We start from the raw sequence: 22,820 nt of genomic DNA, 5'->3' as shown, positions 1-22,820 counted from the left end.
AGGTAAAAAAACAGCACGAGGATATGGCTGACACAGCTGTTTTACCGGGCTGTTCCTAAAAATATATTTCGTTGCCTCTGGCCCAACACTTTTATCATTTTTTACAAAAAGAGCGGTTTGTATAATAATAATTTTTACCAAACCGACTTCTTTATTAAAAAGATACAAAAAAACAACGCTGATTATTTTAGTTATTTATCTGCCACACTTATCTTTAACCAGCATTAACGGTTTACTAACTTCTTAAAGCCATTAAACATTCATATGAATCGCAGAAAATTTATTAAGAACAGTGCTGCTTCATTTGCAGCATTCAGCATTGTGCCGTCCTATGTGTTGGGAGGTCCCCGGCATATTGCGCCCAGCGACCAGCTGACGAAGGCCATCATCGGTGTTGGTGCAATGGGGCAAGGTCATATTGCTTATCCCGGTGCACGCCTGGTAGCCATTTGCGATGTTGACAAAAAGCATCTGAACGACGCGTTGGGCAAATCTCCAAAGGGAACCAAAACCTATCACGACTACCGGGAGCTGCTGCAGGATCCGGCCATCGACATTGTGCACATCGCCACTCCTCCGCACTGGCACGGTATCATGAGTGTAGATGCGGCCAACGCCGGTAAGGATGTTTGGTGCGAAAAACCCATGACCCGCACCATTGGTGAAGGGAAACGGGTTCGGGAAGTGATCCAGCAAAATGAACGCATGTTCCGGTTGAATACCTGGTTCCGTTTTAAAGATAATTTTTACGGGATGAACACTACCGTAAAGCCCATCAAGAAACTGGTGGAAAGCGGTTTGTTAGGATGGCCGCTGAAAGTAACTGTAAATGCCGCAACCGGGTTTAACTGGAAATTTTACTGGGTAGGCAAATCTGTACTCGATGTACAACCCGTGCCACAGGAACTGGATTATGATTTCTGGCTGGGACCTGCGCCTTTTAAACCTTATAACCCCCATCGCGTGCACCAGACCTTCCGTGGATATTGGGACTATGATGGCGGCGGACTGGGCGATATGGGACAACATTACCTGGACCCGGTTCAATACTTTTTAGGAAAGGACCATACCAGTCCTGTAAGAATTGATGTGGATGCTCCTGAGCAGGACCCGGATGCGGCCGGCACCTGGAAGCGCATTGAACTCACGTACGAGGATGGCTGCAAGATCATCCTGGATGGTGAGAACCGCGATACCAATGCCGCTTATATTGAAGGACCAAAAGGAAAAGTGTTCAACGGATTCCGTACCACCATCCCCGATCTTGATAAAAAACTGGCCGCCATGCCGGATCCGGAACCACAACTGGGCGACTTTGCCCAGGCGGTAAAAACCCGTCAGAAGTTTGCATTGAATGAAGACAATGGTTTCCGCTCTTCTACTATGGTGAACCTGGCGATTACTGCTGTGCGCCTGGGACGCTCGTTGGAATTTGATCCGGTAAAACTGGAATTCGTAAACGACGCCGCAGCCAATGCACTTATTCACCAACCCATGCGCGGCCCCTGGTCCATTTGATGATCCTAAAAAAACAGATGATGAAAAAATTCACGATACTAACTTTTATATTGCTAGCGCTGGCGGGTATGGCTCCTGCCCAGCAAAAAACAGATGTACGCACCACCGAAACAAAGGTGGCCGATCTTTTAATGAAATTACCGCCGCAAAATTCAGCGGCACTGGATGCGGCCATGAAAGAACTGGTAAGCATCGGAGAACCCGGTTACCGGAAGATTATTGCGGCTGTTCAGCCTCCCGGCAAACGGACCGATGAAGCGGCCCGCTATGCCATTGGCGGGTTGACCAAGTATCTTGGCAAGGGAACCGATCTCGCGGCAAAACGTACTGCGGCCATGGCCCTCACAAACGGGATCAAAGCCGCCAAAAATGATGAAGTAAAAGACTTCCTGTTGCAGGAACTCCAGTATATAGCCGGTGATGAAGTAGTACCCGTTGTAAAAAGCTACCTGCTCAGCAAACGCCTCAGCGATCCTGCTGCGCGGGTACTGGTACGGGTTAATACCACCACTTCAGCAAACGCATTATTATATGCATTAACTACAGCAAAAGGCAGCCAGCAGATCACACTGATAAAAGCATTAGGCGATATGGGATATGCACCTGCAGCAAAAAAATTGCAGCAACTGTACCCCACTGCGCAGGATGCCAATACTCAAAAGGTATTGCTGTATGCACTGGCAGTGATCGGTGATCCGCAATCAGCCGCTACCATGAAAGCCGCTGCACAAAAGGTAAACTATAAGGCGGAAGCATCCAATACAATGAACTCTTACCTGCGTTATCTTTCTAAAGCAGCAGCAGGTACGGGTAAAGCAGAAGCCGAAACAACGGCCCGTGCCTTACTGGCCATGAACGGCCTGCCCGCACAGTTCAAAAACGCAGCCCTGGCCCTGCTTTATAAAACGGCCGGAGAAAATGCGCGCCCGGAGCTGCTTTCAGCACTTTCATCATCCGATAAACAATACCGTGCAGCAGCCGTAGCCTTGCTGGAGCAATCCTATAATGCCCAAACAGCTGCACAGCTGCAGGATGCTGTAAAAAAAGCAAGCGATCCCGATCAGCAGGCAGACCTGTTATATGTATTCGGAGCGCATAAAGATCAGTCGGCATTGCCGCTGCTGACCAGCCTCCTGGGTTCTGATAACAAACAGGTGCAGCTGGCAGCCATCGCCGCTATTGCACGTGCCGGTGAAGACAAGGCCATTGCGCCATTGCTGAACCTGGTTAAATCCGGTGACGCAACAATAGCCGGTGCAGCTAAAAATGCCCTGTTGACCATCAAAGGCGCCGAGGTAGCCAGTCAGGCCGCAGCCCTGTTGCCTCAGGCTTCGGGCACGGCACGCACCGCTCTGATGGACATAGTAGCCCGCCGTGGAGGTGAGCAATACGCCTCCACCGTTTTTGGAGATGTTACCAACAGCGATGCCGCCGTACGGCTTGCCGCAATAAAGGCCCTGCCCTATGTAGCTGCAGCCGGGGATGAAGCAAAGATCGCCGCCCTGCTGAACCAAACGTCCAATGCAGAAGAAGCCGATGCCCTGCAACAGTCGTTGTTTGCAGCCATTAAAGAAAAGAAAACAAAGGCAGACCAGGTTGCAGCGGTAAAAGAGCTGATGAATGGTGCGGGCGCCAGCAAAACCCACTATTATTCCGTACTGGGTGATATTGGTGGTAAAGAAGCCCTGGATGTGGTACGGAACGATTTCAATACCGGTAACCAGGATCAGAAAGCCGCGGCATTGAAAGCCCTTGCATCCTGGAGTGATTTTACAGCATTGGATGCACTTTATACCATTGCCAAAGGCCCGGCCAATGCCGCTTTTAAAAAGGAAGCACTCAATAGCTTTATTGCAGGCATCAACCGCTCTAAAAATCCAACCGATCAGAAGATCCTGATGTTCCGCAAGGCCATGGACCTGGCTGCTGACAATACACAAAAAACAAATATCCTCCGGGGTATCTCCAGCAACAGTTCCTTATTATCCCTGGTATTTGTTTCCAAATACTTAGATGATGCCGCATTGCAACAAGCCGCCGTACAGGCGGTAATGGCGATCGTTACCGATCATACCGATCTTTACGGACCGATGGTAGAAGACATTGTAAACAAAGCGATCTCTTTGAACAAAGATGGCGAGGCAGCTTATCAGAAAGCGGCCTGGGTAAAACAACTGGCGGGTCTTCCAAAGGAACCGGGTTATGTGTCTATGTTCAATGGCAGGGACCTCTCCGGCTGGAAAGGCCTGGTGGGCAATCCGCTCACAAGGGCGAAGATGACGCCTCAGCAACTGGCAGAAGCGCAGCAAAAAGCCGATGAACTGATGCGCAGAGACTGGCGGGTAGAGAACGGAGTGCTGGTGTTTGACGGTAAAGGGTTCGACAACCTGGTATCTGCTAAAATGTACGAAGACTTTGAAATGTTTGTAGATTGGAGAATGGAAGCCAAAGGCGATGGTGGTGTTTATTTAAGAGGTTCTCCGCAGGTGCAGACCTGGGATCCTTCGCGTACCGATGTAGGCGCCCAGGTTGGTTCCGGAGGTTTATATAACAACCAGAAAAACCGGAGCACGCCGCTTGTTTTTGCCGATAACCCCATCAACGAATGGAATACATTCCGCATAAAGATGGTGGGCAACAAAGTAACCGTTTACCTGAATGGTCAGCTGGTTACCAACAACACCGTACTGGAAAATTACTGGGATCGTAATATTCCCATCTTCTCTAAAGAGGCGATTGAACTGCAGGCGCACGGTACCCGGCTCGAATTCCGCGATGTATATGTGCGCGAAATTCCCCGTCCCCAGCCCTATGTACTGAATGAACAGGAAAAGAAAGAAGGGTTTGTACCGATGTTCAACGGCGTGGACATGAAAGGCTGGACCGGCAATACCGAGGGCTATTTTGCCCAGGATGGCAACATCATCTGCGATCCTACCATTGCCGTTCCGGAAGGTGCTAACCGCAACGTATATACCGAAAAAGAATACAGCGATTTTGTAATGCGTTTCGAATTCCAGTTAACACCGGGTGCCAACAATGGTTTGGGTATCCGTGCCCCGTTAACCGGCGATGCCGCTTATGAGGGTATGGAGCTGCAGATCCTGGACAACGAAGCGCCTATCTATAAAGAGCTGCAGCCTTACCAGTATCATGGCTCCGTTTATGGAATCATCCCGGCCTTAAGAGGTTATTTAAAACCGGTGGGCGAATGGAACTACGAGGAAGTAAGAGCCGTAGGCAATCACATTACCGTGATCCTGAATGGTAAGACCATCGTAGATGGTGATATTGCCAAGGCCAGTAAGAACAATACCGATACACCGGATCATAAAAAACATCCCGGCTTGCTGAATAAGACCGGGCATATCGGGTTCCTGGGACATGGCTCCTATGTTAAATTCCGGAACCTGAGGATAAAGGATATGGGGAAGAAATAATAGTGAATAGTGAGAAGTTGATAGTGAAAGGTTGACAGCAAATAGCCCATGACTATCGTAAAAAGAGGTTGTCCTGAAAATGGGCGGCCTCTTTTTATTTGATAAAAGGTGGAAGCCGCATTGATTCCCTGCTTGCCCATTACTATTGACCATTGACTATGAACTATTCCCGGACACTGCATTGCAGATTGATTTCAATAAGCTATATTTATAGCAGCTATAATAAACGGTATGATCAGCTATATAACAAACAGACCACTGATCGGATGGATTGCAATGGTGGTTCTCATTCTTTTTTTGGGAGTGGGATATTACTTTCAACAACACAATGAGCCGCTCCTTATGAAAACATGTATTGTGGTGGTAGCTGCCGGGATGATTTTGCTGGTATTTTTGGGCCTGTTTTTTGAGGACTACTTTGGCAAACCCATCAGGGTTGACTGCGATAGTGATATCATCCGCATCGGGTACTTAGATAAGAATGGACATATTATAAAAAGAAAGGAGATCCCGCTCTCCTCGCTTAAGAGTTATACGCTTTATATTTTTAATCCCTTTGCCGATCGCCTGAAATTTTCCCATACAAACGGGGCCAAAACATCATTTTTGCTTGCAACCAAAAACAGGGTATGCGGCTTTTCATTGGAAACAAAAAAACTAACTCAGGAAATCAGGAAAAAAATACAGGAGTATAATGCCCGTCAGGCACCCGGAAACCATATAGCCCGGCAGCCAGGTTTCATGGCATCAAACGCCGGCCTGGTTTCTATAGTGATCCTGAGTTGCCTGGTCGTTATTTCCATCACTGTTGCTATAAAAAACAACACTGCTATAGCCATTACCACCATCGTTGCACTATTGAGTATTTTTAAAGTTCTCACTTACCGGTATAGTGGGCTTGCTGAAATAAAAAAAGAGAATCGGCCCGCTTACCCCGTTCAAAGCCTGATACAACCTGATACAAAAGATCATCTCGGGCATTAAGTCTTCCGGCCCAACATCTGGCTTAAGGAAAAGTATTGAATAGTGAACAGTCAATAGTCTCAGTTGTGAATGCCTATTATAAAAAGAGGTTATCCTGAAAACAGGCAGCCTCTTTTTATTTAGTAATATGAAAACGGCATTGATTCCCTGCCGCCCATTCTCCATTCACTATTGCCTATTGCCTATTCCCTATCGATTAAATCCTATAACATCACCACCTGCCCCGTCTTTACCGATTCATCGCAGGCGAATGCGATCCGCAGGCTGTTTACCGCATCATTCATATGATCCGTAAGGTCTGTATCCTGAACGATCGCATCGTAAAAGTAACGCTGCTGCCGGTTGCAAAGCTCCTGGTGGCCAGGCTCATCCTGCATATCGATCCATTCATCGTTCTTTGTAAACCGGTCATCGGCATCGATATCTGCGTGATGCAATAAAATAGATTCTGTTTTTGTATGCGCGTCAATATTGGAAGAAGCGCCTACTCCGCCTGCATTTTTAGCCACGATGGAAACTGAACCCTTCGGACCGATCACATCTTTTACAAAAAAAGCCGTTTCACTGATCATGGGTCCCCATCCCGCTTCATACCAGCCAACAGATCCATCCTCAAACCTAATCTGCAACTGGCCATAGTTATAGTTCCCCTCCGGAACGGATTCCGAAAGGCGCGCACCGATAGCGGTTACCTGTACCGGTTTTGAGCGCACCATCTGGCACATCACATCAATGTAATGCACACCGCAGTCTACGATGGGGCTCATATTGGAAAGAAATTTTTTGTGCACCTGCCAGGCATGGCCACTGCTTTGCTGGTTCAGGTTCATCCGCATTACCAGGGGACGGCCCAGCCCGGCGGCCAGTTCGATAAATTTTTTCCAGGAAGGGTGATGCCGCAGGATATAACCGATCACCAATTTCTTTTGATGCTTTTTAGCAGCTTCCACTACCCGCTCTGCCCCGGCAACAGAATCTGCCAGCGGCTTTTCAATAAATACATGGGCGCCGGCTTCCAGGGCTTTTATAGCATACGCTTCATGGGTATCCTGATAGGTGGCAATGCAAACGGCATCCGGTTTTGTTTCGGCAAGTGCTTCGTAATAATCCGAATAAAGCGGGTAATCCGCAGCCAGTTGCTGGTTTAGTTCCCGATTACTGTTACCCCGGGATACCAGTCCGCAAATTTCGAAGGCTTCCATTTGATGATAGGCGGCCGCATGCGAGCTACCCATATTTCCGCAGCCTGCTACCAGTACCCGTATCCGTTTTTCACTCATATGACGTTATTGATTTTATTTTAAGTAGATACTTCAAACTTACAGGAAATCAACGGAAAATCATGACCGGTTGTTGCTTCTTTTATGTCACAGAAATACTGAAATACAGAAAAACAGGGTGCTTCAATGCCTGTATCTCTTCATCACTTTCAAACCGCCATCCCGTGCCGGATAACGGAGTCCAAAATGACAAACAGCTTCTGTTTTTTTGCAACCGGAACACCCAAAAAAACAACAGTGATCAATAGTCCTGCATATTCCGGTGTACCTCACAAAAATCATCGAACGCGCAGATTCTAAAAAGCTTCAGTGGTTCTGTGCTTCCATGGCGAACGACTCCGGTTTATTTTTCGTAAATTCCCCGATCAAAATCACAACTATGGATTTTTTAAAAACACTGGGCATTGAAAAAAACAACCGGGGTACCAGCACGGGCAGCACCTGGCTGGGTGCGCTTTCAGACGATATCATGTCGTACTCGCCGGTAAACGGTCAGCTGATCGGAACCGTAACAGCTACAGATGAAACCACCTATAATGAAGTGGTGGCAAAGGCACAGGCCGCTTTTACCGAATGGCGCGCATGGCCCGCACCACGGCGGGGAGATGTGGTGCGGCAGATCGGCGATGCCCTGCGGACGCATAAAGATGCTCTTGGAAGATTGGTGTCCTATGAAATGGGAAAAAGCCTCCAGGAAGGCTGGGGCGAGGTGCAGGAAATGATCGACATCTGCGATTTTGCGGTAGGCCTTAGCCGGCAGCTTTATGGACTTACCATGCATAGTGAACGGCCCTGCCACCGGATGTACGAGCAATACCATCCGCTTGGAGTGGTGGGTATTATTTCTGCTTTTAATTTCCCGGTAGCTGTATGGAGCTGGAACGCCATGCTGGCCTGGGTTTGTGGCAATACCTGTATCTGGAAGCCTTCTGAGAAAACACCGTTATGTGCCGTAGCTTGTCAGCATATTGTTTCTAAAGTATTTGAATCCAATAATGTACCAGAAGGCGTCTGTAATTTAATTTCCGGTGAAAGAGCAGCCGGTGCCTGGCTTGCTGAAGATACCCGGGTTGCCCTTGTTTCAGCAACGGGTTCTACCCGGATGGGCAAATCGGTAGCCGCAACAGTAGCCGGCCGGCTGGGCCGCTCCCTGCTGGAACTGGGTGGCAACAATGCCATCATTATTTCAAAAGACGCAGATCTGAATATTGCGATAACAGGGGCGCTGTTTGGTGCCGTAGGTACGGCCGGACAACGCTGTACCAGTACCCGCCGTCTTATTATTCATGAGTCCGTTTATGAAACCGCAAAAGAAAAATTAAAACAGGCGTATAGCCAGCTAAAGATCGGCGACCCGCTTGATCCGGTGAATCATGTAGGCCCGCTTATCGACAAAGCCGCCGTGCAGGCCTATATCAGCGCTATTGAAAAATGCCGGGAAGAAGGAGGCCGCTTTCTTGTGGAAGGTGGCATACTGGAGGGTGATAGCTACAAAAGCGGATGTTACGTAAAACCCTGTGTTGCAGAAGTTAAACCCGGGTATTCTATTGTAAAAGAAGAGACCTTCGCTCCCATTCTGTACCTGCTGAAATATCATACCCTGGAGGAGGCTATTGCGTTACAGAACGAAGTGCCCCAGGGACTTTCATCCGCCATTATGACCCTGAACCTGCGGGAAGCTGAACAATTTCTTTCGGCAGCCGGAAGCGATTGTGGTATTGCCAACGTCAATATCGGTACCTCCGGTGCGGAGATCGGGGGCGCTTTTGGCGGAGAAAAAGAAACCGGCGGCGGAAGGGAAAGCGGCAGCGATGCCTGGAAAAATTACATGCGGCGTCAAACCAATACCATTAACTACAGCACGGCCCTGCCCCTGGCCCAGGGTATCCGGTTTGACCTGTAACTGATAAATATTACTTAAAGAACAACAAAAGTGCAACGGTTCAAAACCACACTGCATCGTAAATAATAGTACCGGACCCTGGCTTTAAGGAGGTCTCTTTTAAGATAATCTTTAAAGCAGATCCGCTAAATTTGCAGCTTTTGCATTACGAAAACTCAATTTAGACAATACATGATGAAATTGTTGAAAAAAACCGGGTTGTCCCTGTTGGGAAGCGCTTTGCTCATGACAGGTTATGCACAATCCGAGGTTCCGAAAGGATGGCATTTGAAAGATCTGAAAACAGACGGTTATTATGGCATCAGCCTGGACAAAGCCTATGATTTTCTAAAGTCAAAAAACAAAAAAAGCACGCCGGTGATTGCGGGCATTGTCGATTCCGGGATCGATACCACCCATGAAGACCTTCGGCCCGTTTTGTGGGTCAATAAAGGTGAGATCCCCGGCAACGGGATCGATGATGATAAGAACGGGTATGTCGATGATGTGCATGGCTGGAATTTTATCGGCAGTCGCGATGGAAAAGCCAATGTGACCAAAGATTCTTATGAAGCGGCCCGGGTTTACTGGGCATTCAGAAACAAATACCAGGATAAGACCGCCGACCAGGTTCCGGCATCAGAGAAAGAAGCCTATAATACCTGGCTGCGCGCAAAAAACGAGGTTTTTAAGCCCGATGAAAACGGGTCGGATGATATGTTCCTGGACCGGGCCCTCAAAATGATGAAAACAGGTGACGAGATCATCCGTATTGATCTGAAAAAAGAAAAATACACGGTAAAAGACCTTGCTGAATACCGGGCCACCACGGTAAATGCCAACCAGTTCAAGGCATTCCTGACCGCTTTCAGCAAAGACAATAACAGTGACGATCTTACCAACAAAGACCTGATCGAAGTGGTAGAGCGGGATGTGGAAAAAATGAATAACAGGAAACGGGCTCCTGAGCCTTACCGCGATGAGGTGGTAAAAGATAATTATAATGACATTAACGACCGGTATTATGGCAATAACAATCTTACGGTAGATGACGAATCGGCAATGCACGGCACGCATGTGGCCGGTATTGTGGGCGCGGCAAGAATGAATGGTATCGGTATGGACGGTGTAGCCGATAACGTACAGATCATGGCCGTACGTGCGGTGCCCAATGGCGACGAGCACGACAAGGATATCGCACTGGGCATCCGGTATGCGGTAGACAATGGTGCCCGTGTGATCAATATGAGCTTTGGAAAAGGGTACTCCCCTGAAAAAAAATGGGTGGACGAAGCCGTTAAATATGCCGTAGATAAAGGGGTGTTGCTGATACACGCAGCCGGGAACGATAAACAGGATAATGACACCACATATAATTTCCCTTCGGCATACTACCTGGATAAAAGCAGACCGGCCACCTGGATCACCGTTGGAGCCAGCGGGCCCGACGCAAAAAACGGGCTGGTGGCCAACTTCTCCAATTATGGAAAGAAAGAGGTGGATGTTTTTGCACCCGGCGTATTGATCTATTCCACGCTGCCGGGTGGTAATGTATATGGCAATCAACAGGGCACCAGTATGGCAGCACCGGTGGTTACCGGGTTAGCAGCGCTGATCATGAGTTATTATCCTGAACTCAGCGCCCTGCAGGTAAAAGAGATCATTGAACGGTCGGTAGTAAAACCCACAGAAAAAGTAACCAACCCCGAAACCGGGGCATTGGTTTCCCTCTCCGACCTGTGCACAAGCGGTGGTATCATAAACGCTTATGAAGCGGTTAAACTGGCCGATACGTACCAAAAAGGCGGCGCGGCGCCAAAACCGGCTGCCAAGAAACGCAAATAAAGATTTTTGTTATAGCAAGAGGCTGTTTCCATATATTTGGGGGCAGCCTCTTTCATTAGATGCCGTTAAATTGTTAATTATATATTGTAAAAGGGTACATTATGCCCCCTTTACAATAAATTTGTTGATTAAAATAGTTTGAATCGATGCCACTGCACCATTTAATTGTTGTTTATCTGATCAGTATCCTCCTGGTATTTCTTCCCTCCTTTGGCCTGGCTCCCCTGTTTAAAAAAGCAGGACAGGCTTCCTGGAAAGCTTATGTTCCTTTTTATAACACCTGGATCATGCAGGAAATTACCGGGCGGCCGAAGCATTGGGTGTTCTGGCAGTTCATTCCGGTAGTAGGTTGGTTTATCACACCGGGTATTTTCATTGAATTTGCAAAAGTATTTTGTCGCTTTTCTTTCTCGGATCATTTCTTTGCTGCTTTATTTGCACCCTTTTATTTTCCATGGCTGGCCCGCAACAAAGATGCGCGCTTTATCAAAGCCGAAGGCGTTAAACATCACCAAAAACCCGCATGGAGAGAATGGGTGGATGCCGCAATCTTTGCTGTTGTAGCCGCAACCCTTATCCGTATCTTTATTTTTGAAGCCTATGTGATTCCATCCAGTTCAATGGAAAAAACACTGCTGATCAATGACTACCTTTTTGTAAGTAAATTCAGTTACGGACCGCGGATCCCCAACACGCCGCTTTCCGTGCCTTTTTTACATAATTACCTGCCGGGAAGCAGCGCCAAGTCCTATTCCACGCTCATTAAGCTGCCCTATATCCGCTGGTTTGCATCACCGGTAAAAAGAAACGATTGTGTGGTGTTCAATTTCCCTGAAGGAGATACGGTTATTAACCGGGAAGGCTTCCAGTCCTTCCAGCCCTACTATTCGCTTGTAAGGGCATATGGCCGCGAACAGGTATTAAACAACCCCGAATTTCAGCCGCTGGCGGTACACCCGGTTGACAAAACCGACAACTATATCAAGCGCTGCATCGGCGTTGCCGGTGATTCGCTGAAGATCGTGAATGGCATTGTATATATCAACAATGAACCGGGTTTTGTGCCGCCTACCTCTGCCACCTACTATTTCTTCCGTACCCGTAATAATGCGCCTATTGATGCCGACTTCCTGCGGGAATCGGGCATCCGGCTGAATATGGAAGGCTCAGGTCCGGATTTCGGCATGATGAGCGGAGGCAACTATAGCATCAACCTTACACTTCCGGAACTCGACATATTGAGAAAGCTATCGGTAGTAGATCCCAACAGCATTGTAAAAGATACCTACCCCGCCCATTATACAGAGCCGGGAACCTTTCCTTTTGATACGGTACACTTCAAATGGAACCGGGATAATTTCGGAGCCATCTGGATCCCTAAAAAAGGCGCTACCATCACCCTTAGCCCGGAAAACATTGCGCTGTACCGCCGGGCCATACAGGTATATGAAAAGAATAGCCTGGTTGAAAATCCAAACGGCAGTTTTGTGATCAATGGTACACCTACCAACAAATACACGTTTAAAATGGATTATTACTGGATGATGGGTGATAACCGTCATAAATCGCAGGATAGCCGTTACTGGGGATTTGTACCCGAAGATCATGTAGTCGGAAAAGCCGCGATGATCTGGTTCAGTTATGAGAACGGTCCCCGCTGGAAACGGTTCTTTAAGATCATTAAATAATTTCCCGGACAGGTAAAAGATACATTAAAAGCTAAACGCCGAAAGCTAATATGAAACGGATCTAAACTGGAGTCTTAAACAAAAGTTTTCAGCAGTCAGCCATCAGTTTTCAGTTGATTCCATCCGGAAGATAAATTTATCCTGCAATCAGGTGTAAAACGGAATTCAACCTGGAACAGCTTTAGCTAGGAGCGGTCAGCCGTCAGTTTTCAGTTATCAGTTGATTCTTCCGGGATCAATGATCTGGCATCTGGCATTGAGTATAATACGGATCTAACGCCGAACGTTAAACCTGCCCATCCCCGTCTGGATGGCTCGTGCGGGCGGGCGTTAATCCTGAAATAATTCCGGGGGTCCCCCCAGTCTATATGTCCCCCAAAGCAAGGGCAATAGTGAACAGCTGATAGATCATCAGACACCAAACGGGAACCAACGTGAAACGTTGAACGTTAAACCTGGAACAGCTTTAGTTATCAGCAGTCAGCCATCAGTTTTCAGTTGATTACGTCGGCAATACAAATCTGTCCGGCCACATCAAGTGCAATAATGAACCGCGATCAAAATGATCATTATGGCATTTCATTGAGCAGCCGGTATGTTGCTCTAATAAAGGGTTCTAAAAAGGGACAATGGCATTCATAAACAATATCCAAATACAAAGAGTGACAGGCCCAAAACCATTTCGACTGTTTTGTTCCATCGGAACAATCTATTGGTAGCCAGGTTACGGCCGAAGATCATCGGGTGTGCCGTAGGTACACCCCATAAAGATCATTTTGATGCCGGTTCATTAAAAACTGAATCCAACCCGCTATGGCGGGCAGGTTTCAGTTATCAGCGGTCAGCCGTCAGTTTTCAGTTGATTATGTCCGGAATACAAATCTATCCGGCCGCATCAAGTGTAGAATGGATCTAACGTGAAACGTTGAACGGTTTTCAGCTATCAGATTCAGTTTTCAGTTATCAGTTGATTCTTCCGGGATCAATGATCTGGCATCTGGCATTGAGTATAATACGGATCTAACGCCGAACGTTAAACCTGCCCATCCCCCCGTCTGGATGGCTCGTGTGGGCGGGCGTTAATCCTGAAATAATTCCGGGGTCCCCCAGTCTATATGTCCCCCAAAGCAAGGGCAATAGTGAACAGCGGATAGATCATCAGACACCAAATGGGAACCAACGTGAAACTTTAAACCTTGAACGTGAAACGGCGTTCAGTTTTCAGCTATCGCTATCAGCGGTCAGCAATCAGTTTTCAGTTGATTATGTCCGCAATATAAATCTATCCGGCCGCATCAAGTGTAGAACAGATCTAACGTGAAACGATGAACCTTAAACGGTTCTTTGCTAATTGATCAACGGTTTTACCTTCAATACCATATCGGCTGCGGATTGATGTTGGAGATTTTTGATGTCAAATGCAGTAAGGGCCGCTTCCAGCTGTTGCAGTTTGGCGGTGTTGCCGCTATCCTTGTATTGTTTTTTCAGAAGACGGATCTTTTCAAAATCCTGAACCCCTTCGATCATTTTTTCAAACCGGATAGAGGTTACCGGCCCGGGATATACCTGGTAGGTATCGCCTGCAGGCCAGGTACGGAAACGGCTGTCGTTTACCGGATCAGCTACCCAGCTATTATAGGCCCAGCGCAGATACCCCTCCATATTTTTGGCCGCCGTATACCAGCCCACCCATACATGCTCTGCCGGCGGGGAAAAGGTAAAGCCATTGGGATATTTTTCAGTACAGCAGGTATACCAGGTGCTCAGCTGTCCACGCTGCATCCTTGCGGCCAGCACTTCGGCGGGAAACTGGTGCGCAGAAGCAAGACAATAATCATCGATATCTTTCTCGATCTCCGCATGATAATCTCCCGCCAGTGCCACCTTCCAGTCTTTATCGATGCCCTTTAACAGTTTGATCACCGCTTTCATGGCATCCATCGGTCGCTCATCCATAGCGATGGTTGTTTTTCCGAACCAGCCTTTTGCCTTCAGATGCGCGGTAAAATCTTTTAACATGGGTGTCCAGAAGGCATTGTATTCGTCTGATCCGATCTTGCCGGTAAATACCGTATCGCGCCCCAGGTTTTCGTCATAATACTGAAACGCTACCTTCCAGGGCACCATACTGTAGCAATTGATCCGCTGGTTAATTCCCGTACTCATTACAAAGGCCACATATTTATCAAAGAGGCTGTAGTCAAAGCTCCAGCTACCGTCTTTTTTCAGGGTCCATTTAATCAGGCTGGGATAGTCATCATAGGTTTGATGTCCCCAGGGCTCATTTACAATGCTGGCCGTAATATATTTTTGTCCGGCCTTTGCCAGTAATGTATAATACTTACGCATCAGCTCAAAATGTGCATCGCTCCACAGTGGTACATGGTGTACGCGGGCTATAGCCGCAGGGTGCTGCCACAGGTCCAGCCGGAACGACCAGTCGGCAGTAGCCGGCAGGGTTTTATCCAATACATTTATCATCAGCTTTAACCGGTATTCTTTACCGGCCTTTACAGTAATGATGCCTTCATAAGTACCCGGTTTTGCAGTTGCCGGCACATCCACACTTACCCATATGGGCTGTACCTGGTTTTGCTTTACCGTACCACTGTGCTTCTTAAAATCGATGGCATCAGCCACCAGTGATGAATCAAAATCCTCGGGCTTGCGGTATCCGCAGCCATTGCGAAACTCATCTGTCATTACATAACCCATCAACCCGATCTGAACATCATCAGCCGGAATGACTGCACCATTTTTAGCCTTTAGTGTACCAACCGCCGCCGTTACCGGAACTTCTTTTGCAGACCATATGCCCAGTTGTGTATGCACCCGCTCTCCTTTCCAGGCCACCAGTGTTGCTGCATTTTTAGCAATGTCTTCCGGAACCCGGTCCTGCGGATATCGTTTATTACTATTGAGGAAACCTGCACCAGTGCCCCCTTTCAGGGTTTGCCATCGGGCATTTTTTTCTGCAACGGTCACCGCAGGTTCTTTCTGCAGGGCAAGACTTACGTCCTGGGCCGTTAAAATACTAAAGGTGCAAAGCAAGGCGGTTGTTAGAAGATAACGCATGATGATGAATTGAGTAGATGGCAAAATACATCATTCCCCCCTTAAAACCAATGTTAGTGGAAACGATTGCACAGGCAAAAAAACGGATTACAACAGCCTTTAGCGTAAATAAAGGCATCCTGTTACTTCCTTTTGGGAAAAACATTGACTTGATGAGCCCACACATCCCATAATGCGCCTGTCCGTTTTACGGTTACCGGATGCATACAGATTATTTGGTTCCAAAGTTTTGGACTACAAGCTGACAGGCAAGCACCCCAACCATACAGACAACCATAATTCAAAATGAACGCATAGACTGATGCCCATCATCGTGACCCGGCATTATTTTCCATCCCCGGCGTAAGGAATGCGAACCCATATTTCCTCATTATACGCACCGGGCTTTCCAAATCTTGAGTTCAATTTTTCGGAGGTCAAAAATTTGTAACCGGTAATACCTGGCTTGGGATTGGCAAAATAAATAGATTTTGTAAACGATTCCTCTAATGTTGAATCCGTCAATATCCGGTAGGTACCATAAGAGGTAACAACCGTTCCCCTGTCGGTAGCCTGGAATAACTGCATGTTGCCATCATTGGTAAACGACTTGTATTGTCCGGGGCTTACGGGAGTAAAATCAGCTTGCCCCGATATTTTCCGTTCTTTTAATTCCCAGATGCCCCAAAACGGTGCTGTTGATTTTTGCTGGGCAGCAGCACCCGTAAAAAATAAAACACCACCCAACAACAAAGCAATCGTCCTGTTTTTTCTCATATGAAATGTTTTCGTAAAATTATGGAATCCGGTTGTGATCCGTATGCTTTCTCTGCCTTATGCAGCCATTATTTCAGCGTTTACCACTGAATTGCCTGGTCTTCATCCGGTATCTGTGTATTGATCTTCCTTTCCATAATCAGCGATCCGCGAACGGTATAATCGATGGACGCGTTGGTTGCAGATGTATAATCGGTAAAATTGTAATCAATATTGTTGATGGTAACATACCTGTGAACCAGGTAGGGCTGAAGCGCATCTTTAACATCTTCAACAGAATAATAGATTTTTTGATTTACATTTAACTTCATGGAAGGATTATCAGAACTAAGCGTAACGGCCTTTGTCTGATCATCAAAATGGGCGTATATTTTATAATATCTCCGATCGGTTTTATTTTCATCTACGGTACCGGCGTAGAAAAAGACTGAATTTTCATCAACAACATAAGCCTCTATTTCGCTCTTCACGATTGCGGATCCGTTTTCCTCTCCTTTCAAATAAATTTTGAGCGCCGTACCGCTATAGACCCCCGAATAATCATTAAACGGTACGATCCTCAATAATGCCTTCGAGTAATTCCTTCTTGGGTTTGGCGTATAACCGCTTGAAGGCTGAATGGTGAGCGGAAGTATCCATTTGTTTACCAGGTCGATATTCTTAAGTGAGAACCCAATGTTTATCATGTTGGTGTTCAGCCCCTTTGGAATGGACACGGTATCAGGAATTTTAAAATACTGCGCGGTCAGCTCCTTATAATAAAGATCTGTTCTGTTTTGAAAATTCGCATTATTGAAGGCGGCCAGGGTATCGGGATCTACCCCGATATGCACCAGTAAATTATTGTCGTTGTTCGTTGAACCACTAACGATTACCGGCAACTGATAATTAACAGCACCGTTGGGTTTGTAGCGGATATGAATAGGTGTAACATCATCTCCGTTTATAGGCGCTTTAAAAGAAACATAATGCTTAAATTGTTCTGAAACCCAATCCTTATTACAGGCTATACTTCCGAAAACAAACAGGATGGACAGGAATGCAGCTATCTTTTTCATTCGTAAATATTTTATTGATTTTGGCCGAATGGAACTTATCCGGTATAAAATTTTCTTTCCCTGTGTAATGAACATTTTATAATGGACGTTTCATACGTAAACGTTTTAATTATTTATAAGTTTGCCAGCCCGGATTTTGCGTTAAACGGGCATCACGCCTCAATTCGTCGATTGCAATCGGCCAAAAATACATCTTGGATGCGAAGGTGCTTTGAAGCGCAAAAGCTGCCACCGGCTGATGAAATAAATCTCTTTGAGTGGCGGTCATAAGCGTATTATAGCCATATATAGGAAGGGTTAGCTCTGTAGCTGCATCTTCCCATCTGCGCAAATCGTAATACCGTTGCTGTTCACCCATTAATTCAATTTGCCGCTCCCGTTTTATCGCGGTACGCAATTGAGCGCTGTTTGAATATATGGTACCGGAATAATCGGGCAACCCTGCCCTTATCCTGACAGGCCTGATTCCTTTACGCATTTCATCAACGTCCCTTGCAATGGTATAAACGGCCGAGCTATCCCAGCTGGGTATAGCATAGGAGCCGTTTAATTCGTTTAAAGATTCGGCGTAGGCCAATAATATATCTGCATAGCGAATGGCCGGCTCGTACTTTGGTACAACTTTACCCAAACTTCCATTTTCATAAGTGTCCTGCGGATTTACATATTTCATCACCCCGATACCGGTTCTTAGCCAAAACATCGTATTGGTATAGCCATTACCTGACCCACGATAATAAAAAACCTGCTTTTCCCTGTTATTGACCTGCGACTCATTGGTAAGGTGCCATACACTGCCATTATAGGCCACCGATGCATAAAACCTCGGTTCCCTGTTTGCAAATTGTAAGGATACGCCGGACGCCAGGGGTTTATATTTCCCACTTGCAACATCCTGATCGGTTACAAAACCTCCTACCCGCTGGCTGCCATCCCCGCTTCCATACTCCATATTCTTCCCGGGCACATCGGCACCATCGTTCATATAATACGCATCGCACTGTTTTAACGTTAAACCATGTGTGTTCCAGCCGGAGGCTATACGGGGTAATTGGTGCACCACCATCACATTGATACCTTCGCTGGATTGATTCTGCCCACGTGTAAAGATCAGCTCCGGGTTTGAAGAAGCAGGTACTTCACCATCAAAAAGGGCGCGGTAAGAATCAAATGGGTCTATATCAGCCCATCCTTCAGGCCACGGCTTGTCTGAATACGCTGCGTTATATGGAGGCGCTATTGTAGCCGGATTGGTTACAGTACCGGACGATTTGTAGGGCGAAACAAACAGGGAATAAACACCCAGTTGCATTACATCCTTTGCCGCAGCGGCTGCCCTTGCCCATTTTTGTTCATCATAGGTAAGTGAAAGCAGTGGCGTTCCTTTATCATCTACTAATTGTGCTTTATAATCCATACTCAGCTTCCCGCCATTCATCAAAGGGCTTGCCGCATACAAAAATACTTTAGCACGGGTTGCCAATGCCGCACCTTTGGTTGGCCGGGCTATTGCCAACTGACCACGGCTCTGTGGCAGATCCCTGGCTGCAAGCGCCATTTCTTTGCCAATATATACAGCACATTGTTCATAAGAACTCCTGGGCAACGCTAAACCGGCATAACTGTCCGTATAATCCGCTCCCTCATCGGGAAGAAGAGGAACAGGCCCGTACTTCCTGAGTAAGATCCAGTAACAATAAGCGCGTAAGAACCGGGCCTGCGCCTTGTAATCCGCTTTCCTGGCCGCGTCTACTGCGGTAGATTGATCAATATTTTGTATAAATATAGACGCGCTCCTGATTCCCTGGAAGCATTTCGTCCAGGACTGAACGTCGCTTTCATGATAATTGCCAAGACTAAATTTATTATAATTCAAAGAGTTGGCGTTCTGTGGATCATACGCCCCATCCCTGTCTCCGTAATACATATCATCACCAAAATTGAATGGCTCGTAGCCTTTACTTGCCACATCCGCATTTATCTCGGTAATGTATGAATAAGCGTTCGCCAGCCATTCTTCAATATACGTTTCATTATTAAATGATTTATCTAAGGTCATCCGATCCTTAAAATACTGATCGGTATTCAGATATCTTTTGCAGGAAATCAATAGCGTAACCACCGCAATAAAAAGGAATATGGTTGTTATTTTTTTCATCAAAATACGTTTTATATTATAAACCGATTGTTAGTCCAACAGTAACTGACCTGGATAAAGGATAGGTTTCGCCTCTTGGGTCGGTTGTTTCCGGATCCCATAATTTAAAAGGCGCCCAGGTTAATAAATTCGTACCTAAACAATACACGCGCAAACTGCTCATATGAATTTTATTGAGCATTTGTTTAGGAAGCGTATAGCCAATATCCACATTTTTAACCCTTAAATAAGCCCCGTTACGCAGCCAATAAGTGGAATTACGATAGTTATTGCCATTCCCATTATAACTTAACCGGGGATAGGGTGCATTAGGGTTTTCGGTTGCCGGATCTCCGGAAATATCCGCCGATATCCACCGGTCTTCAACCATACCTTTCAGAACGTTGCCCCATTCGCCTTCGCTGAACGCATACACTGTTTTTCCATAGATAAAGAAACTGGATTCTCCTGCGCCCTGAAACCGTATACCCACATCTAACCCTTTCCAACTGGCGGAAGCGGCCATGCCATATATTAAATTCGGGGTGCTGGTTGAACCTATCGCAACAATATCATCATCATTGATTACCCCATCCCCATTTACATCTTTATATTTAATATCGCCGGGCTGATAAACGCCATAGGTCTGCGTAGGACTATTTCTAATATCCTCATAATCTTTAAACAGCCCTAATGCAACCAGGCCTCTCGTTTGATTAACACGGTATCCTTTCTGCATCTGGTAGGGATATACACTTTGCTGCTCATCCCGCTCCAGTATTTCATTTTTGCTGAAAGTTATATTACCACGCAGGGTTACATTTACCTTATTAAAATCATGCTTCACGGTAACATTTCCGTCAACACCCATAGAACGTACAGCGCCTACATTTGCGCTGGGCGTGCTGGTAAGGCCAACATAACCAGGTAAGAAGTTTCTCGGCATATAAATGCCTGTGCGCTCGTCTTTAAAGGCATCAACCGTCATAGAAAACTTATCATTCCAAAGCGACAGGTCCATACCAACGTCCTGTTTGGTCGCAACCTCCCAGGTTACATACGGCGATGCCACCTGCGAGAACCCTAATCCGCCATAAGTCTTGGAGTTCCCAAACTCAGCCCATTCATAACCATTAATAGGATTGTTGTTCTTATCCCTAAACTCTTGTATCGTATATAAATAAGGGAACCGGTTATCGCCCAGGTTATCATTCCCTGCCCTACCATAAGAATAGCGGAGCTTAAAGAAATTGACCCACTTTAAGTGATCTTTAATAAACCTTTCTTCAGCAATATTCCATGCAACGGAACCCGCCGGAAAGAAACCAAACTGGTGCCCGGGACTAAAATTCTCCGATCCGGTATAGCCGAAATTAAAATTTGCATAGTACTTATTTCTCCAGTTATAGGATACCTGGCCTGCAACCCCCTGGTTTCTTTTTGCGATACCGTTTTTAATATCAGTTCCCAGGTTCTGTGTAAAAGTATTGGCCTCCTGCGTGTATCGCACATCGACCCCTATATTATGATCATTTTTTATGGTGCGGCCATAGGTGAGCAACGCAATAAGAAATTCCCTGCGGCTGCCATTCGAGTAGCTTGACTGATGCAGTTCGCTTGGGCCAGACATATTAGTAAAAACCAGTTTACCCGCAGCATCTCTATACCGTTCTGCCCTCCACTGCTCTGGCCATTTGCGACGTTCGATCGTACTGGAGTTATAGGTATCGTAGCCAAAACTACCTTCAAATTTTAACCCTTTTGTTATAAAGTTCAGGTCCTGGTTTACAGTAAGATTTGTTTGAATATTATTTTCCCATGTTTCATTAAAACCGGTTTGAGTGGCGGCCACCCAGGGATTGGTTTTATTACCGGTGCCCACAGCCGGCACATATCCATTGGAGTAATAGATGGGCGTACGAACAGCGGTATAGCCAAATAGCTCTCCCCAAACATCCGCATCTCCCAAACCCGGACTGTTCCTTTTTCTCAAAGAGCCCGATACGCCCAGCTTCAATACAGTCGTTTTGGTTACATTCACATCGGTATTGAGCCGGTATGTCCATTTCTTAAAATCGGCATTCGTATTATAATCTTTTCTTATCGCATCGTCTGTTTTATACATACCTTTCTCATCCAGGTAAGCACCGGATACAAAATACCGGGCCGTAGTACCGCCCCCGCTCAGGTTCAGATTCGCGTTATAGGTCATCGCTCCGTCTTTTAACAGCTGACGGGACCAATCCACATTCGGATACAAATCAGGATCCAGGCCTAAACGTAGTAATTCCAGCTCAACAGGACTATATATGGGCGCGCGATTCCGTGTGATCTGCGCTTCATTAATTAAATGGGCGTAGGTGTTCCCGTCAACAAACTCCGGGGTGATGGTACGGGTGTTATAAGAAGATTCTACTTTGGCGTTTATATTGGTTTTACCAACGATTCCATGCTTGGTAGTGATCAACACCACACCATTGGCACCTTTAGACCCATACATTGCCGTAGCAGAGGCATCTTTAAGTATAGAAATGGATTTAATATCATCAATGCTCACTTCATTAATATCTCTTTCAAATCCGTCTATCAGTACCAGCGCGCTGTTGTTGGCTCCAAATGTAGAGATGCCCCGGATCCAGAAGTTGGAGATATCTTTTCCGGGCTGACCGGAAGTTTGCATAGCCATAATTCCCGGCACGTTGCCCGCCAATGAATTGACGATACTGGCGCTTGGGGCCGATTTCCTGATGGCTTCCATATCTACCGTAGTAATGGCACCGGTAACATTAATTTTTTTCTCAAGGCGGGTACCGGTAACAACAATCTCGTCCATAACGCTCTTACTCGACTTTTGCATCGAAACATTCACGTCGTCCTGACCGGTTATCTGCACTTCTACCGTGTCATAACCCACATACGAGAACAATAATTTATGGTAGGCCTCCACCTTAATGGTATATGAACCTTCCTTTGTTGAAAATGTACCCAACCCGGCCGAGTTAATGACCGAGACGCTTACTCCCGACAAAGGCGCTCCACTTTCCCTGTCGCTTATTTTCCCATGAACAGTCATCCGCTCATTTTGCGAAAAGGCCGCCGTGACGGTAAAAAACAGCAGGAAAAAAACAGCAAATTTTTTCATCAGCAATTTCTTCAT

Annotated in this window: 12 protein-coding genes; 6 read left to right on the top strand and 6 right to left on the bottom strand. The window is 46.5% G+C overall.

Annotated elements, in window-relative coordinates; all coding sequences use genetic code 11:
- The first annotated feature begins 264 nt into the window (after positions 1-264).
- From Q1V85_RS14465 to Q1V85_RS14455, 3 genes are all read left to right on the top strand, one after another.
- Positions 265-1,518, top strand: coding sequence for a Gfo/Idh/MocA family oxidoreductase (locus Q1V85_RS14465; protein WP_300601117.1), 1,254 nt, complete (start codon positions 265-267; stop codon positions 1,516-1,518).
- Positions 1,519-1,535: 17 nt separating this feature from the next.
- Complete coding sequence (locus Q1V85_RS14460; protein WP_300601115.1) at positions 1,536-4,958, top strand: family 16 glycoside hydrolase; 3,423 nt, start codon at positions 1,536-1,538, stop codon at positions 4,956-4,958.
- Positions 4,959-5,189: 231 nt separating this feature from the next.
- The gene (locus Q1V85_RS14455) at positions 5,190-5,942 is read left to right on the top strand and encodes a hypothetical protein (RefSeq protein WP_300601113.1); all 753 of its coding nucleotides are present in this window, start codon (positions 5,190-5,192) and stop codon (positions 5,940-5,942) included.
- A 203-nt stretch (positions 5,943-6,145) separates the two neighbouring features.
- Here Q1V85_RS14455 and Q1V85_RS14450 read toward each other — a convergent pair whose 3' ends face one another.
- Complete coding sequence (locus tag Q1V85_RS14450) at positions 6,146-7,222, bottom strand: Gfo/Idh/MocA family oxidoreductase (protein WP_300601111.1); 1,077 nt, start codon at positions 7,220-7,222, stop codon at positions 6,146-6,148.
- A gap of 379 nt (positions 7,223-7,601) precedes the next feature.
- On the opposite strand from Q1V85_RS14450, the gene Q1V85_RS14445 reads away from it, so the two are divergent.
- The 3 genes from Q1V85_RS14445 to Q1V85_RS14435 all read left to right on the top strand — a co-directional run bounded on the left by Q1V85_RS14445 (position 7,602) and on the right by Q1V85_RS14435 (position 12,637).
- Entirely contained in the window at positions 7,602-9,125 is a 1,524-nt protein-coding gene (locus tag Q1V85_RS14445) for an aldehyde dehydrogenase family protein (RefSeq protein WP_300601110.1), read from the top strand.
- A 171-nt stretch (positions 9,126-9,296) separates the two neighbouring features.
- Complete coding sequence (locus tag Q1V85_RS14440) at positions 9,297-10,949, top strand: S8 family peptidase (protein ID WP_300601108.1); 1,653 nt, start codon at positions 9,297-9,299, stop codon at positions 10,947-10,949.
- 146 nt (positions 10,950-11,095) lie between these two features.
- Positions 11,096-12,637, top strand: coding sequence for a S26 family signal peptidase (locus tag Q1V85_RS14435; protein WP_300601106.1), 1,542 nt, complete (start codon positions 11,096-11,098; stop codon positions 12,635-12,637).
- A gap of 1,347 nt (positions 12,638-13,984) precedes the next feature.
- Here Q1V85_RS14435 and Q1V85_RS14430 read toward each other — a convergent pair.
- The 5 genes from Q1V85_RS14430 to Q1V85_RS14410 form a co-directional block, all read right to left on the bottom strand.
- Complete coding sequence (locus Q1V85_RS14430) at positions 13,985-15,712, bottom strand: glycoside hydrolase domain-containing protein (RefSeq protein ID WP_300601104.1); 1,728 nt, start codon at positions 15,710-15,712, stop codon at positions 13,985-13,987.
- Between the two features lie 324 nt (positions 15,713-16,036).
- Positions 16,037-16,468 carry a hypothetical protein gene (locus Q1V85_RS14425; protein WP_300601102.1) on the bottom strand — a complete coding sequence of 144 codons (432 nt, stop codon included), beginning with the start codon at positions 16,466-16,468 and terminating at the stop codon, positions 16,037-16,039.
- A gap of 80 nt (positions 16,469-16,548) precedes the next feature.
- Complete coding sequence (locus tag Q1V85_RS14420; protein WP_300601100.1) at positions 16,549-17,526, bottom strand: DUF4973 domain-containing protein; 978 nt, start codon at positions 17,524-17,526, stop codon at positions 16,549-16,551.
- Positions 17,527-17,635: 109 nt separating this feature from the next.
- A complete protein-coding gene (locus Q1V85_RS14415) occupies positions 17,636-19,684 on the bottom strand; it encodes a RagB/SusD family nutrient uptake outer membrane protein (RefSeq protein WP_300601097.1) in 2,049 nt (682 codons plus the stop codon).
- 16 nt (positions 19,685-19,700) lie between these two features.
- Positions 19,701-22,820 carry a TonB-dependent receptor gene (locus tag Q1V85_RS14410; protein ID WP_300601095.1) on the bottom strand — a complete coding sequence of 1,040 codons (3,120 nt, stop codon included), beginning with the start codon at positions 22,818-22,820 and terminating at the stop codon, positions 19,701-19,703.

The sequence above is a fragment of the Niabella sp. genome (genome assembly GCF_030150205.1).
GTDB lineage: Bacteria > Bacteroidota > Bacteroidia > Chitinophagales > Chitinophagaceae > Niabella.
The sequence above is the reverse complement of the archived record's forward strand: the minus strand, read 5'-3'. Positions and strand labels throughout refer to the sequence as shown.